This is a genomic window from Streptomyces sp. NPDC001634, from assembly GCF_040298185.1.
Classification (GTDB): domain Bacteria; phylum Actinomycetota; class Actinomycetes; order Streptomycetales; family Streptomycetaceae; genus Streptomyces.
In genome coordinates, this window is record NZ_JBEOZU010000016.1 from 80,257 (window position 1) to 93,725 (window position 13,469).

Below are 13,469 nucleotides of genomic sequence, written 5' to 3' on the forward strand. Positions count from 1 at the left end.
CGGAGCCCGTCGCCTGCGTCGAGCGGAGGCCGACCAGGGCCGACGGTCCCGGGGCGTGAAGGAAAGCTGCGGCCGAGCTTAAGAAATCCTCGATGGACCGGGGCGCCTCCGTACGGCAGATTGCTACAAGATCTCATCCCCCTCCCCGGTACGGGCTCCTTCGGCATGCCCTCCTCCGGGATCTCACGCACAGGAGCCGTGGCTTGAAGGCGCTGGTCAAGGAGAAGGCGGAGCCCGGCCTGTGGCTCACGGACGTTCCGGAGCCGCAGATCGGCCCGGGTGACGTACTGATCAAGGTCCTCAGGACCGGGATCTGCGGCACCGACCTGCACATCCGGTCGTGGGACGGCTGGGCGCAGCAGGCCATCAAGACGCCGCTCGTGGTCGGCCACGAGTTCGTCGGGGAGGTCGCCGCGACCGGCCGGGACGTCACGGACATCACGGTCGGCGACCGGGTCAGCGGTGAGGGCCACCTGGTGTGCGGGAAGTGCCGTAACTGTCTGGCCGGGCGCCGCCATCTGTGCCGCGCGACGGTCGGCCTGGGTGTCGGCCGCGACGGTGCGTTCGCCGAGTACGTCGCGCTGCCCGCGTCCAACGTCTGGGTGCACCGTGTGCCCGTCGACCTCGACGTGGCCGCGATCTTCGACCCCTTCGGCAACGCCGTCCACACGGCCTTGTCCTTCCCCCTGGTCGGCGAGGACGTGCTGATCACCGGCGCCGGCCCGATCGGTCTGATGGCCGCCGCAGTGGCCCGGCACGCGGGTGCCCGCAACGTCGTCATCACCGACGTCAGCGAGGAGCGGCTGGAGCTGGCGCGCAAGATCGGCGTGAGCCTCGCGCTGAACGTCGCGGACGCCACGATCGCCGACGGGCAGCGCGAACTCGGGCTGCGCGAGGGCTTCGACATCGGCCTGGAGATGTCCGGCCGCCCGGAGGCGATGCGGGACATGATCGCCAACATGACACACGGCGGTCGTATCGCCATGCTCGGACTGCCGTCCCAGGAGTTCCCGGTCGACTGGGCCCGGATCGTCACCTCGATGATCACGATCAAGGGCATCTACGGCCGCGAGATGTTCGAGACGTGGTACGCGATGTCGGTCCTCCTCGAAGGCGGCCTCGACCTCGCGCCCGTGATCACCGGACGGTACGGCTACCGCGACTACGAGGCGGCGTTCGAGGACGCGGCGAGCGGCCGGGGCGGCAAGGTCATCCTCGACTGGACCGCGTAACTCCCCTTCGGCGTAAGCACTTTTAGGAGCTTTCTGATGTTCGACTCCGTGCGCGACGACCTCCGCGCCACCCTCGACGAGATCCGCGCCGCCGGTCTGCACAAGCCCGAGCGTGTGATCGGCACCCCGCAGTCCGCGACCGTGAACGTCACCGCGGGCGGCCGCCCCGGCGAGGTGCTCAACTTCTGCGCCAACAACTACCTCGGCCTGGCCGACCACCCCGAGGTGATCGCCGCCGCCCACGAGGCGCTGGACCGCTGGGGATACGGCATGGCGTCCGTGCGCTTCATCTGCGGTACGCAGGAGGTCCACAAGGAGCTGGAGGCGCGGCTGTCCGCGTTCCTCGGCCAGGAGGACACGATCCTGTACTCCTCCTGCTTCGACGCCAACGGCGGTGTCTTCGAGACCCTCCTCGGCGAGCAGGACGCGGTCATCTCCGATGCCCTCAACCACGCCTCGATCATCGACGGCATCCGTCTGTCCAAGGCCCGCCGCTTCCGTTACGCCAACCGCGACATCGCCGATCTGGAGCGGCAGCTGAAGGAGGCCTCCGAGACCGGCGCCCGCCGCAAGCTGATCGTCACCGACGGCGTCTTCTCCATGGATGGCTATGTGGCCCCGCTGCGCGAGATCTGCGACCTCGCCGACCGCTACGACGCCATGGTCATGGTCGACGACTCGCACGCCGTCGGCTTCGTCGGCCCCGGCGGCCGTGGCACCCCCGAACTGCACGGCGTCATGGACCGTGTCGACATCATCACGGGCACCCTCGGCAAGGCGCTCGGCGGCGCCTCCGGCGGCTACGTGGCCGCCCGCGCCGAGATCGTCGCCCTGCTGCGCCAGCGCTCGCGGCCGTACCTCTTCTCGAACACCCTTGCCCCGGTGATCGCGGCGGCCTCGCTCAAGGTGCTCGACCTGCTGGAGTCGGCGGGCGACCTGCGCGAGAAGCTGGCCGGGAACACCGCTCTGTTCCGGCGCCGGATGACCGAGGAGGGCTTCGACATCCTGCCCGGCGACCACGCCATCGCCCCGGTCATGATCGGCGACGCGGCGAAGGCCGGACGCATGGCCGAGTTGCTGCTGGAGCGCGGCGTGTATGTGATCGGCTTCTCGTACCCGGTGGTCCCGCAGGGCCAGGCCCGCATCCGGGTACAGCTCTCCGCCGCGCACTCCACCGACGACGTCCACCGCGCGGTCGAAGCGTTCGTGGCGGCGCGGGCGGAGCTGGAGGCCTGACCGTCCCGGACATATTGCGATAATCGTTCGCATGATCGAAGCGCGGCGGCTCCACATCCTCCGTGCGGTGGCCGACCACCGCACGGTGACGGCGGCTGCCGCCGCGCTCTATCTCACCCCCTCCGCCGTGTCCCAGCAGCTCACCGCGCTGGAACAGGAGACCGGCCACCGGCTCGTCGAACGGAGCGCCAAAGGGGTCCGGCTGACTCCGGCGGGCGAGATCCTGCTCAGCCACACCAACGCCGTCCTCGCCCAGCTGGAGCGCGCCGAGGCCGAGCTCGCGGCGTACGGCGCGGGCTCGGCGGGCACGGTGACGCTGGCCTCCTTCGCCACCGGCATCGGCCTGGTCGTCGCCCCCGCGCTCGCTCGGCTCGCGGGCACCGCACCCGGCATCCGGGTCCGCGTCCAGGATGCCGAGGGCGACGCGAGCCTGCCCATGGTCCTCGACCGGCAGGTCGACATCGCGGTCGCCGTCGAGTACCGGGGCGCGCCCGACGCGGACGACCCCCGCCTCACGCACATCCCGCTGTACGCCGAGCCCTTCGACGCGGTCGTGCCGGTCACCCACCGGCTCGCCGACGGGGGTGAGGTCCCGCTCGCGGAGCTGGCCAAGGACGCGTGGATCGGCCCGTACCCCGGCAACCCGTGCCACGACGTGGTCGTGCTGGCCTGTGAGCACGCCGGATTCCAGCCCCGCCTCGAACACTCCTCGGACGACTTCCGAGCGGTCGTCGCGCTCGCCTCGGCTGACGCGGGCGTGGCCCTGGTCCCCCGCTCGGCCCTGCGCGGCATGGATCTCACGGGTGTGGTCGTCCGCCCGGTCGACGGCATCGCGCCCACGCGCCGGGTCTTCGCGGCCGTCCGCCGCGGCGCTGAGGAGCATCCGCTGATGCGCCCGGTGCTGCACGCGCTGGCGGAGGCCGCGACCGAGGTCTGAGGGCTCCTGTTTCGTTTCTGGGAAATCCCTCTCACATCCGGGAAGCGATCCCGTATCTGGGATAACGTCCCGGATATGAGAAACGATGTGGTGGACGCCGTCGATGCCAGGCTCGCCGGGCGCCTTGCCGAGCTGAGGGCCGAACGCGGCTGGTCGCTGGACGAGCTGGCGGAGCGCAGCAGAGTGAGCCGTTCGACCCTGTCCCGGGCGGAGCGCGCCGAGATCAGCCCCACGGCCGCGACGCTGAACCGGCTGTGCAGTGTCTACGGCCGCACGATGTCGCAGCTGCTGAGCGAGGTCGAGGCGGAACCCGCGCTGCTGGTGCGCGCCGCCGACCAGACGCTGTGGGAGGACGCGGCCTCCGGCTTCGTACGGCGTTCCGTCTCCCCACCGCACCCCGGACTGCGCGGCGAACTCGTCGAGGGACGGCTCGCGGCGGGCGCCGACATCGCGTACGACAGGCCACCCGTGCCCGGACTCGAGCAGCACATCTGGGTGCTCGACGGAAAGCTGGAGGTGACCGTGCAGGACATCGAGCACCGCCTCGAAACCGGTGACTGCCTGCGGCTGCGGGTCTGGGGGCCGACGCGCTTCCACTGCCCGGGGCCCGAGGACGTGCGGTACGCGCTGGTGGTGGTGCTCCCGTGACCGCCATCGTCAGGTTGAGCGGGTCCGACGTGCTCGCCCACGCCGAGGAGCTGGCCGATCTGCTGGCCGACACCGTGCACGGCGGAGCCTCCATCGGCTTCCTCGCGCCGCTCGACCGGGCGGAGGCCCTCGCCTGGTGGAAGACGCGGGCGGCCGCGGTCGGCACGGGTGCTCTGGCGGTATGGGTGGCGTCGGCGGGGGACCGGGTGACGGGCACGGTCAGCCTCGCCTTCCCGGACAAGCCGAACAGCCGCCACCGCGCCGAGCTGGTCAAACTCATGGTGCACCGGGACGCCCGCGGTCAGGGGCTGGGGCGCAGGCTGCTGACCATCGCCGAACGGGCCGCCGTCTCGGCCGGGATCACGCTCCTCCACCTTGACACCGAGACCGGCAGTCCGGCCGAGTCGCTGTACGGCTCCGCGGGCTGGACACGGCTCGGGGCGATACCGGACTACGCAGCGACACCGGCCGGGGCCCTCCGCCCCACGACGATCTTCTACAAGCATGTGGGGGCTCTCGCCCGCTGAACGACCGGAGCGATTGTCGGTGGCGTTGGCTACGGTGCCAGACATGCAGGATGCCGAAGACGTACGCCGTATCGCCCTCTCCCTGCCGGACACGGCGGAGAAGATCGCCTGGAGCATGCCCACGTTCCGGGTCGCGGGGAAGATGTTCGCCACACTGCCCGAGGACGAGACGTCCATGGCGGTGCGCTGCCCGAAGGAGGAGCGGGACGAGCTCGTCCGGGCCGAGCCCGGGAAGTTCTGGGTCGCCGATCACGAGTCGCAGTTCGCCTGGATCCGGGTACGCCTCGCCGCCCTGGAGGACGAGGGTGAGCTGTACGACATCCTGGCCGACTCCTGGCGCCAGGCGGCCCCGCCCCGGCTCCTCGACCACTACCCGGAGCTGGGCCTCCCTGCCGGGGAGTGACAAGGCGGGTGCGGGGCGCATAAACGGGTGCGCGACCACCGGCCCGAGTGCGGTATTGTTTCTGTGCACGTTCGGCCCGGGGAAATCCCAGGTCAGACGGGCACCGGGACGTGGCGCAGCTTGGTAGCGCACTTGACTGGGGGTCAAGGGGTCGCAGGTTCAAATCCTGTCGTCCCGACGGTGCGAAGGGTCTTCGCAGGCGAGAGCCTGTGAGGGCCCTTCTTCTGTGCGGGCCGTTTCCGGCTTCGAGGTTGAGCATGCCGCTCATCGGCACCTTTACTCGGAGGCCGGCGAAGATGCCGTTGCTGGACCTGGAGAAGATGACCGCGGGTCTGTCGAGGACATGGTCGGGATACCTGCGGGACTGGGACCGCTCACTGCGGGCGGGGAACTACCCGGAGACCACCCGCTACAACTATCTGCTGGCGGCCGCGCAGCTGGCGCGGTACCTGGGGGAGTACTCGCCGGATCCGGACGCCGAACCGGCGGCCGACGATCCGGTGGAGGTCACGCGGGCGCAAGTGGAATCCTTTCAGGAGATCGACCTGACCCCGGAATCGGTGCACTTTCACGGCAAGGGCAGTCGGGACCGGCGGGTGCGGTTCGGGCCGAGGACCGCCCGGGCGGTCAGCCGTTACCTGAGGGCCCGGGCCAAGGACAAGGCGGCCCATCTGCCAGATCTGTGGCTGGCTGAGCGGGGTGTGCGGCGGCTGGCGCCCAACGCATCAAGATCATGCTCAAGCGCCGGGGCCTTGCGGCCGGGCTGGTGAAGCTGCATGCGCACCGGTGGCGGCACACCTTCGCCCACGAGTGGAGCGCGCCCGCGGCGACACTGGCGATCTGATGCTGCTGCTGGGCTGGACGTCGGAGGAGATGCCCCGCCGCTGCGGCGCCAGTGCCGCAGCCGAACGGGCGCAGGAGACCCATCAGCGGATCGGAGTCGGCGATCATGTCTGAGCGCGGTGCACTGCCCGCGCGAGGGGAGGTGCTGCACGAGCAGCAGCTGGTCTTCCGAGCCATTACCGTGACCATGGGGGCGGTGGTCGGGCCGGCGTTCCGCTTCGGCTTCGGCAACGTGTGGACGCCGGCCTTGCGGCTGGGGGTGTCCGGCTGGGTGGCCCCGCTCGTCGCTCCGGCCGTGGACCTCTCCTCCCTGGGACTGTAGACGGCCGTCATGGTCCTCGCGCTGATCCCCGTCGCGGTCGCCTCCCCCTTCGTCCAGCGGCACTTCAAGAAAGGCATGCTCACCGGAGCCATCAAGGGCTGACGCATGCCATGAGAATGCTTCACCTCGGCAGGCGTTCCGTTCTCCCCGCCGTACTGATCGAGATGCTTGTCCAGTCGGCCCCCCACCGGCTGGCCCTACCGCCCACGCTGCCGCCCTGGGCGCCTGACGGGGCGACGGCGGTCCCTGAGGCCGACTCGCACCGTCCGTATCGAAGTCAGGACTTCTTCCGGTGACGCACAGCCGATCGATCTTGTCGCCGGAGAGGACCGCGTCCTCAGTATGAGGACGTGGCAGCAACCCCCACATTTCCCCCACCCGTGGAAGGGGGACACCATGGTCAAAAGCAGAAAACACAAGATCACCATGGCGGTGCTCGCGCCGGCGATGGCTCTCGGTGCCACCGTCGGCCTCGCCTCCGCTCCCGCTTCGGCCGCAGTCTGGAGCTCTTGCGACCAGTGGGCCAGCACCAGCCTGGACGGCTACAGGCTCTACAACAACATCTGGGGCCCCGGTGCGGGCGGCCAGTGCATCTGGGCCAACTCCGGGACCGGTTGGGGTGTCTGGGCCGACCACCCCAACACCGGCGGCATCAAGTCCTACGCCGACTCGACGAAGACGATCAACAAGTCGATCGACACCCTCAGCTGGCTCACCAGCAACTACGACGTCAGCGTCCCGTGGTCCGGCGCGTACAACACGTCGTACGACATCTGGGACAACGCCCACCAGTACGAGATCATGCTCTGGGTCAACCACACCGGAGCCGTCGGCCCGATCGGCAGCCGGCAGGCCAACGTCTCGCTCGGCGGCCACAACTGGGACGTCTACAAGGGTACCAACGGGTCGAACCAGGTGTTCTCGCTCCTGCGGACATCCAACTCCAACTCCGGCACCGTGGACGTCAAGCAGGTCCTCAACTGGATTGCCTACACCAAGGGCTGGATGCCCGGCAGCGAGGTCATCGGCGACATGCAGTTCGGCTATGAGATCACCTCGTCGTCCGGCGGGCTCAACTTCAGCACCAACAACCTGACCGTCAGCGGCGGCTGACGCGTCATCAGGGCCGAGGCCGGTCCGCCTCCTTCCTCAGGAGCGGTCGGCCTCGGCCCACATGGTCAGCAGGTCGAATTGGTCTGGGTGAGCAGGCCGAGCCGCCACGGGAGGAGGTTGTAGTCGCCGCCAGCGTCGGGGTTCATGCCCTGGTAGAGGTACTGGAGCCGGCAGGAGGGGATGGTGAGTGTCTGGTCGTAGCCGGCCCGGATCATTTCGCCGTGGCTGACGTCCCTGGTCCACGCCCCTGAAGGGAAGGTGACGTTGTTGGCGCGGGCGAACGGACTGCTCTCGGACGCGGCCAAGGGCGTCCAGGAGCCGGCGAGGCTGCCGGCGGTCCAGGAGCGGAAGTAGCGTCGGCCGTCCGATCCGATCGCCTCGACGAGCAGCAGATACTGGTTGCTGCCCTGCACCTTGTACACGTTGCTCGCTTCGAACAGGGCGTACTTGTTGGAGTCCTGGGCCGCGATGACGGTGTTGGTGAAGCCGCTCGGGAACTGGCCGACGGTCGTCTGCGAGCGGTAGAGGTGGCCGTTGTCGTCGGAGGAGAACAGGTAGCAGTTGGCGCTGTCGCAGATCACCCACATGTCGACCCAGTAGCCGCCTCCGATGTTCTGCCGGATGATGTCGGGCATCGACGAGTAGAAGTTCCGCGGGGCGCTCCACCCGTTCGGGTTGCTGATGTCGGGATTGGTGGAGTACGAGGCGTTGCCGGTCTGGTAGACGAGGTACCAGAGGCGCTGCGGCGCGTAGTAGAAGACCTGCGGCGCGGCCCGGTAGCCGGCGCCGATGGCGGTGCGGTCCAGATAGTGGTGCGTGGCCGAACCGGCCTGGGACCAGTCACTGAAGTTCAGGTACACCAGGTTGTAGCCGGAGGAGCCGGCGACGCTGGCGAACACGTGGTACTTGCCGTTGTAGTAGACGACCGTCGGATCCTTGATCCCGGCGATGTTGTGAGTGGCGTCCGGTTTCGGCGCGATCAGCGGGCCGCTGGAACTCCAGGAGAAGCGGGAGGGCAGCGCGGCGGCGGACCGGGTCGACAGGGCGGTTGCCGTCTGTGTCGCGGCCGAGCCGCCCAGCGCCGACAGCGTCGCGTTGTACGCGGGCTTCTTGTTGCCGCCCCGGTCGAACAGCAGCGGGTTCTCCCCGCTGCGCCAGGAGTCGCTGTCGCGGATGCCCCAGACGGTGATGCCGTTGCAGCGCGGCACGTTCATGCAGGCCCTCACCGTGTTCGCGTACGCCGTCGGCGGCGCCTGGGCGATGTCCAGCTCGGTGATCTGGACGTCCACGCCGAGGGCGGCGAAATTCGACAGCGTGGTCCGGAAGCTGGCAGGTGGGCCGCCGGTGCCGAAGTGGGACTGGAATCCGACACAGTCGATAGGCACGCCGCGCGTCCTGAAGTCGCGCACCATGCGGTAGACGCCCTGCGTCTTCGCGTCGCTCCAGTTCTCGATGTTGTAGTCGTTGTAGCAGAGCTTTGGTGCTGGGTCGGCGGCTCGCGCGGTGCGGAAGGCCTGCTCGATGAAGCCGTCGCCCAGCAGGTTCTGGAACACCGAGGGACGGTGCTGGCCGCTGCCGCCGTCGGCGAAGGCCTCGTTGACGACGTCCCAGGCGAAGACCTTGCCCTTGTAGTGGTTCATCACGCTCGTGATGTGGTTGTTCATCACGCTGCGCAGGGTGTTCGTGTCCCTGATGGAGCTGACCCAGCCGGGCAGTTGGGAGTGCCAGACCAGGGTGTGGCCGCGGATGCGCTGCCCGTGTGCCGTGGCGTGGTTCACGATCTGGTCCGCGGGGCCGAAGTTGAACGAGCCGCGGGAGGGCTCGGTCGTGTCCCACTTCATCTCGTTCTCGGGGGTGATCGCGTTGAACTCGCGGTCCAGGATCGAGCTGTACATGCCGTCGCCGAGCCTTCCGGCGGCCACGGCGGTTCCGAAGTACCGTCCGGACTGGGCTGCCTGGGCGCCCAGAGTGGAGGCCTTGACGGCATCGGGCGCGCCGGTCGCGGTCCCGGGCGTGACCAGGACGGTCGCGGCCAGGAGGGCCAACAGCGACGCTCGGCGACGGCCGAGGCGTTTCAGCGGGTTCATGGTTCTCCTCGTACGGCTGGGTGGGGGGTTGGGTGTGCGATCCTCCGATCGTTCAGGGCGTGGACAGCTCGAACCGCGTGACGCGGACCGCGCCGCCGAGCTCATGAAGTACCGCCGGTCGTTTGCCCATGGAGAAGGCGGGCCCGAGGCGGGTGAAGTGGTGCCGTCGGTGCTGTGGGAGAAGGGCCGAGGCGTGCCGTGGTCGTACTGCGGAGTGACCGGATCGATCCGTCGAGTTCGTCATGCCGAACAAGGATCGGCTTGTCGAGCCTTTTGGATGATAGGAGGCCCACGGATGCCGTCAATACCTCTCGCATGATTCGCGAGACAGATCGAAACATTCGGAGCTGGTGGGAGTCGGACTACCCCAGCCAGTCGCGCGTCGATTCCGTGTGTCGGATGGTGTTGACATGCTCGGAGGCCTCTCTAGGATGCGTGACGCTTCGAACTTTCCGAATTGCATTCGAAATTTCGACCCAGAGTCTCTCCTCGAAGTGTCATGAACTTGACACAAAGGAGCCCCGGTGCCCAGACGATCAGGCAGGCGACTGCTCCACCTCTTCGCGGCCGTCGCGATGACGGTCACCGCCACGGTCACGGCCTCTGCCCACTCCACCGCTTCCGCCGCACCCGGCAGCCCGGCGCTCACTCCACCGTTGGGATGGAACAGCTGGAACAGCTTCGGGTGCGGGGTCACCGAGGCCCAGGTGCGCCAGGCCGCCGACGCGATGGTGTCCTCGGGCATGCGCGACGCCGGCTACCGGTACGTGGTGGTCGACGACTGCTGGTTCGACCCGCAGCGCGACGCGGCAAGCAACCTGAGGGCCAACCCCACCAAGTTTCCCAACGGGATGAAGGCGCTCGGGGACTACATCCACGGCTAGGGCCGGCGACAGCGGCAGGACCTGGCTGCCGGGAGAGATGTGGAAATTCTTCACGCAGTTCCAGACCTCCAACCCGTAACCGGGGACTGCCACCCACCACCGCGATCGACAACTAGTCCCTCAACGCGACCCCCGCACCGGGCGCGTCCGTGGGCATCGGCTTCCAGGCCGTCCACACCGGCGAGAGTTCACCGAAGTGATCAGGCGGGTCGATCACTCCCGGAGGCGACTCGGCAGCGGGGCCTGCCTCCGCAAGGGTGCGACAATGGCCGCCGCAGCAAGCGAGGGGAGGGGGAAAGGCGACCGTGCCGGACCTCCGAGCGGGTACACCTGCGACGGGAGAACACGGTCGACGCGGCGAGGGGCCCCCATCGGTGACGATCGCGTACATCGCCGAATCCGCGGGCGTCTCCGTGCCCACCGTGTCGAAGGTGCTCAACGGCCGGTCGGGGGTGTCCGACAAGACCCGAGCCCGCGTTGAGCAACTCATCCATCAGCACGGTTACCGCAAGCCTCCGAAGAACCGCAGCAATCTCGTGGAACTCGTGTTCCGCGAGCTGGAGAGCATGTGGGCCGTGGAGATCATCCGCGGTGTCGAGCGCGTGGCCCGCAGGAACCGGATCGGTGTGCTGGTGTCGGAGTTCGGGCTCCATGACACCTCGGGCATGACCATCGACGACACGGTCGGTCGACGGCCTCAGTGTGTCCTGTCGGTGGCGCAGCTCTCCGAGGCGGAGCGCGAACAACTCACCGCGAAGGGCATCCCGTTCGTCGTCTTCGATCCGATCGACGAACTGCCCGACCACGTGCCGTTCGTGGGGGCCACGAACTGGAGAGGCGGGCAGGCGGCGACGCGGCATCTGGTCGGACTGGGACACCGGCGCATTGCCATGATCAGCGGGCCGGATCACCCCTTCTGCCTGGCCCGGCTGTCCGGTTACTCGTCCGCTCTCGCGGAAGCCGGCCTGCCGATGGAACCCGACCTGATCGTGAAGACCCAGCTCACCCGCGAGCACGGGTACGCCGCCGCGCGGGAGCTGCTGTCCCGCCCCGATCGCCCTACCGCCGCGTTCACCGCCAACGACATGCAGGCGCTCGGTGTCTACCGGGCCGCGCGCGAACTGGGCCTGCGCATCCCGCACGACCTCAGCGTGGTGGGTTTCGACGACGTACCGGCTGTCGCCTGGATGGATCCGCCCGTGAGCACGGTCCGTCAGCCGCTGGCCGAGATGGCGACGGCCGCCACCGGACTGGCCCTGGCGCTCGGCCGCGGCGAGGAAGTACCGCAGGTGGGACTGGAGATCGCGACCACCCTCACCGTCCGGGAGAGCACTGCTCCGCCGAAGGAGGAGCGACGCGACCGTGCGCGAAAAGGGCGGTGCCCTGGTTGCCGGGCGGGTCAACCAGGGCGAGGGGGCCGGTCGTTCAGGATGTCGTACCGGTGACCGAGCCTGCGGACTTGGTGACGTGGTAGGTGACGGTGGCGCCGCTGTGGAAGTGGAAGGTCAGCGTTACCGGCTGGCCGTCGTGCAGCGCGTTCAGGAAGTCGGGAGTCAGAATGATCGTGCCGCCCGAGTAGTCCGGTGAGAAGGCCGCGTTGAACTCCTGGTACGGAGTCCAGCCTGCCTGACCGGCGTTGCTGCCGTCGGCGTACCTGGCCTCCATGGTCGCCAGTACGTCACCCCGGTACTGGGTGGGAATGGTGAACGAGCCGGTCGTACCCGTGGCGTTGGACAGCACCGGAGTGTCGGACGTGATCACATCGATCGTCCAGGGCAGCCCGCGCGAGAAGCGGGCCTGGAGCGTCGCGTTGACCCCGTACCGGCGATCTCCGGTCAGCCGGGTCAGTGCGCGCGCCGTGAGGGTGAGCTGGTTGTCGGTGACGGTGTAGTCCAGTCCCGGAGCAAGCGGGGTGCTGCCCTGCCACAGGCCGCGGAACTTGGTGCCGTTGGGGTTCAGAGTGAGCGTCTTGGCCGTGATCGGGCTGGACTTCGGCACGAAGACCTTGTCGAAGGAGGCGGTTCCCGAGCGGGTGGTCCAGCTCGACTTGATCCAGGCGAACAGGGCGGGGTCGCCCCACTTCAGCGTCTCGCGGTTCAGGAAGGCGAACGTTCCGGGGTCCCACAGGGCGGTGGTGACACCGGCGACGCGCGCCGCGTAGCTGACGTGCTCGAAGTACTTCAGCGCCTCACCCCGCTCCACGCGGTCGGGATGGTTGTGATCCGGCCAGCTGAGCAGACCGTACTCGCCGAGGTAGACCGGGATGTTCTTGGCGACGAACGTGTCGTGCATGCGGGCGAAGGCCTCGTTGAGGTCGTTCTGGGCAGCGGCGTCGTACAGGGTGCCGCCCGCGATGTTCACGCTGAACGGGTACCAGCTGTAGTAGTGCACGGTGGCGACCAGATTGCTGTCGTGCAGCGCGCCGATCGTGGCGGACAGGGCATCCATGAAGTTCTGGGAGGGCGTGCAGCCCACCGTGGGCAGGACGAGCAGGCGGCTTGCGTTCCCGCCGCCCGAGGAGCGGACGACCTTGTGGAAGGAGGTGTTCAGCTCGTTCAGGAGCTGGTTCTTCTGCGCCTCCGTGGCATTGTCGAAGGCCGGTTCGTTGACGCTCTCGAAGAGCAGGGTGCGCGGCTCGTCGCGGAACGCCGAGGCGATCTGGGTCCAGCTGGCGTTGAAGCGGGCGAGCACGTTGTCGTGGTCGGTGGGCATCTTCGAGATCCACTGCCACGAGTCGTGGTGGACGTTGAGCACGACGTACAGGCCGTCGGCCTGCGCCCAGTCGACCACCTGCTTGACGCGGCTCATGAAGGTGGCGTCGATGGTGTAGGGCGCGGTGGCGGACTGGTGGTCGGTCCAGGTCACCGGGATGCGCACGCTGCGGTAGCCCTGCGCGCGGATGGTGTCGAACAGGTCCTTGGTGACCTTCGGGTTGCCCCAGGACGTCTCGTCCGGGATCGCGTCCAGGGTGTTGCCCAGGTTCCAGCTGGGCTGCATCGCGGCGACTGCGTCCACGGCCCGGGCCGGAACTCTGACCGTCGACGGTGCCGGAGCCGCCGTGCCGTCCGGCGCGGCGATCGCGGCGCTGCCGGACAGTCCCAGGATGACGAGGAGCGCCATCAGCAGGCCGGCCAGGCGTCCGGGGCCGCGGCGGCGGTGGCGGGCGGGTTGCCGTATGTCCTTCATGTTCTTTCCTTTCGTTCGGTCGTGCCTTTCGGTCGTGCCTTTCGGCCGGTC

At 68.6% G+C, this 13,469-nt stretch carries 13 protein-coding genes, 1 tRNA gene and 2 pseudogenes; 14 read left to right on the forward strand and 2 right to left on the reverse strand.

The annotated features are described in order from the left end of the window. Positions 1-203 precede the first annotated feature (203 nt). The 12 genes and pseudogenes from tdh to ABT186_RS13200 all read left to right on the forward strand — a co-directional run bounded on the left by tdh (position 204) and on the right by ABT186_RS13200 (position 7,261). Entirely contained in the window at positions 204-1,232 is a 1,029-nt protein-coding gene (tdh, locus tag ABT186_RS13140) for an L-threonine 3-dehydrogenase (RefSeq protein WP_351222415.1), read from the forward strand. A gap of 36 nt (positions 1,233-1,268) precedes the next feature. Next, on the forward strand, positions 1,269-2,468 hold the full coding sequence (locus ABT186_RS13145; RefSeq protein WP_351925051.1) for a glycine C-acetyltransferase: 1,200 nt from the start codon (positions 1,269-1,271) through the stop codon (positions 2,466-2,468). A gap of 31 nt (positions 2,469-2,499) precedes the next feature. Further along, positions 2,500-3,405: a LysR family transcriptional regulator gene (locus tag ABT186_RS13150; protein ID WP_351222419.1), complete on the forward strand. Its 906-nt coding sequence runs from the start codon at positions 2,500-2,502 to the stop codon at positions 3,403-3,405. Positions 3,406-3,480: 75 nt separating this feature from the next. Further along, positions 3,481-4,053: a helix-turn-helix domain-containing protein gene (locus tag ABT186_RS13155; RefSeq protein ID WP_351222421.1), complete on the forward strand. Its 573-nt coding sequence runs from the start codon at positions 3,481-3,483 to the stop codon at positions 4,051-4,053. After that, positions 4,050-4,580, forward strand: coding sequence for a GNAT family N-acetyltransferase (locus ABT186_RS13160; protein ID WP_351222423.1), 531 nt, complete (start codon positions 4,050-4,052; stop codon positions 4,578-4,580). The genes ABT186_RS13155 and ABT186_RS13160 overlap by 4 nt, the downstream gene beginning before the upstream one ends. Positions 4,581-4,623: 43 nt before the next feature. Then, positions 4,624-4,983: an MmcQ/YjbR family DNA-binding protein gene (locus ABT186_RS13165; RefSeq protein WP_351222425.1), complete on the forward strand. Its 360-nt coding sequence runs from the start codon at positions 4,624-4,626 to the stop codon at positions 4,981-4,983. Positions 4,984-5,087: 104 nt separating this feature from the next. Then, positions 5,088-5,161: transfer RNA gene (locus ABT186_RS13170), tRNA-Pro, on the forward strand. Between the two features lie 118 nt (positions 5,162-5,279). Next, entirely contained in the window at positions 5,280-5,753 is a 474-nt protein-coding gene (locus ABT186_RS13175) for a hypothetical protein (RefSeq protein WP_351925053.1), read from the forward strand. 40 nt (positions 5,754-5,793) lie between these two features. After that, on the forward strand, positions 5,794-5,940 hold the full coding sequence (locus tag ABT186_RS13180) for a hypothetical protein (protein ID WP_351925055.1): 147 nt from the start codon (positions 5,794-5,796) through the stop codon (positions 5,938-5,940). Continuing rightward, positions 5,933-6,148: a hypothetical protein gene (locus ABT186_RS13185; protein ID WP_351222474.1), complete on the forward strand. Its 216-nt coding sequence runs from the start codon at positions 5,933-5,935 to the stop codon at positions 6,146-6,148. Before ABT186_RS13180 ends, ABT186_RS13185 begins: the two co-directional genes overlap by 8 nt. Before the next feature lie 3 nt (positions 6,149-6,151). Beyond that, positions 6,152-6,250, forward strand: a pseudogene (locus ABT186_RS13190) (carbohydrate ABC transporter permease); the annotation flags it as partial. 294 nt (positions 6,251-6,544) lie between these two features. Then, positions 6,545-7,261, forward strand: coding sequence for a glycoside hydrolase family 12 protein (locus ABT186_RS13200; protein ID WP_351222468.1), 717 nt, complete (start codon positions 6,545-6,547; stop codon positions 7,259-7,261). 65 nt (positions 7,262-7,326) lie between these two features. Here ABT186_RS13200 and ABT186_RS13205 read toward each other — a convergent pair whose 3' ends face one another. Further along, positions 7,327-9,348 (reverse strand): glycoside hydrolase, encoded by a 2,022-nt coding sequence (locus ABT186_RS13205; RefSeq protein WP_351925057.1) that lies wholly within the window; start codon positions 9,346-9,348, stop codon positions 7,327-7,329. A gap of 524 nt (positions 9,349-9,872) precedes the next feature. Between ABT186_RS13205 and ABT186_RS13210 the strand changes: the two are divergent. Together ABT186_RS13210 and ABT186_RS13215 are read left to right on the forward strand one after the other, a co-directional pair. Next, positions 9,873-10,229 (forward strand): annotated as a pseudogene (locus ABT186_RS13210) (alpha-galactosidase); the annotation flags it as partial. Positions 10,230-10,606: 377 nt separating this feature from the next. After that, positions 10,607-11,677: a LacI family DNA-binding transcriptional regulator gene (locus ABT186_RS13215; RefSeq protein ID WP_351925059.1), complete on the forward strand. Its 1,071-nt coding sequence runs from the start codon at positions 10,607-10,609 to the stop codon at positions 11,675-11,677. Here ABT186_RS13215 and ABT186_RS13220 read toward each other — a convergent pair. Beyond that, entirely contained in the window at positions 11,658-13,418 is a 1,761-nt protein-coding gene (locus tag ABT186_RS13220) for a cellulase family glycosylhydrolase (RefSeq protein WP_351925061.1), read from the reverse strand. The two genes, ABT186_RS13215 and ABT186_RS13220, sit on opposite strands and share 20 nt — an antisense overlap. Positions 13,419-13,469 lie beyond the last annotated feature (51 nt).

What these genes read in the sequence shown, in the direction of transcription:
- ABT186_RS13145 (WP_351925051.1), top strand. Translation starts at nt 1,269, where the DNA reads ATGTTCGACTCCGTGCGCGACGACCTCCGCGCCACCCTCGACGAGATC.
- ABT186_RS13150 (WP_351222419.1), top strand. Translation starts at nt 2,500, where the DNA reads ATGATCGAAGCGCGGCGGCTCCACATCCTCCGTGCGGTGGCCGACCAC.
- ABT186_RS13155 (WP_351222421.1), top strand. Translation starts at nt 3,481, where the DNA reads ATGAGAAACGATGTGGTGGACGCCGTCGATGCCAGGCTCGCCGGGCGC.
- ABT186_RS13165 (WP_351222425.1), top strand. Translation starts at nt 4,624, where the DNA reads ATGCAGGATGCCGAAGACGTACGCCGTATCGCCCTCTCCCTGCCGGAC.
- ABT186_RS13175 (WP_351925053.1), top strand. Translation starts at nt 5,280, where the DNA reads ATGCCGTTGCTGGACCTGGAGAAGATGACCGCGGGTCTGTCGAGGACA.
- ABT186_RS13185 (WP_351222474.1), top strand. Translation starts at nt 5,933, where the DNA reads ATGTCTGAGCGCGGTGCACTGCCCGCGCGAGGGGAGGTGCTGCACGAG.
- ABT186_RS13200 (WP_351222468.1), top strand. Translation starts at nt 6,545, where the DNA reads ATGGTCAAAAGCAGAAAACACAAGATCACCATGGCGGTGCTCGCGCCG.
- ABT186_RS13205 (WP_351925057.1), bottom strand. Translation starts at nt 9,348, where the DNA reads ATGAACCCGCTGAAACGCCTCGGCCGTCGCCGAGCGTCGCTGTTGGCC.
- ABT186_RS13220 (WP_351925061.1), bottom strand. Translation starts at nt 13,418, where the DNA reads ATGAAGGACATACGGCAACCCGCCCGCCACCGCCGCCGCGGCCCCGGA.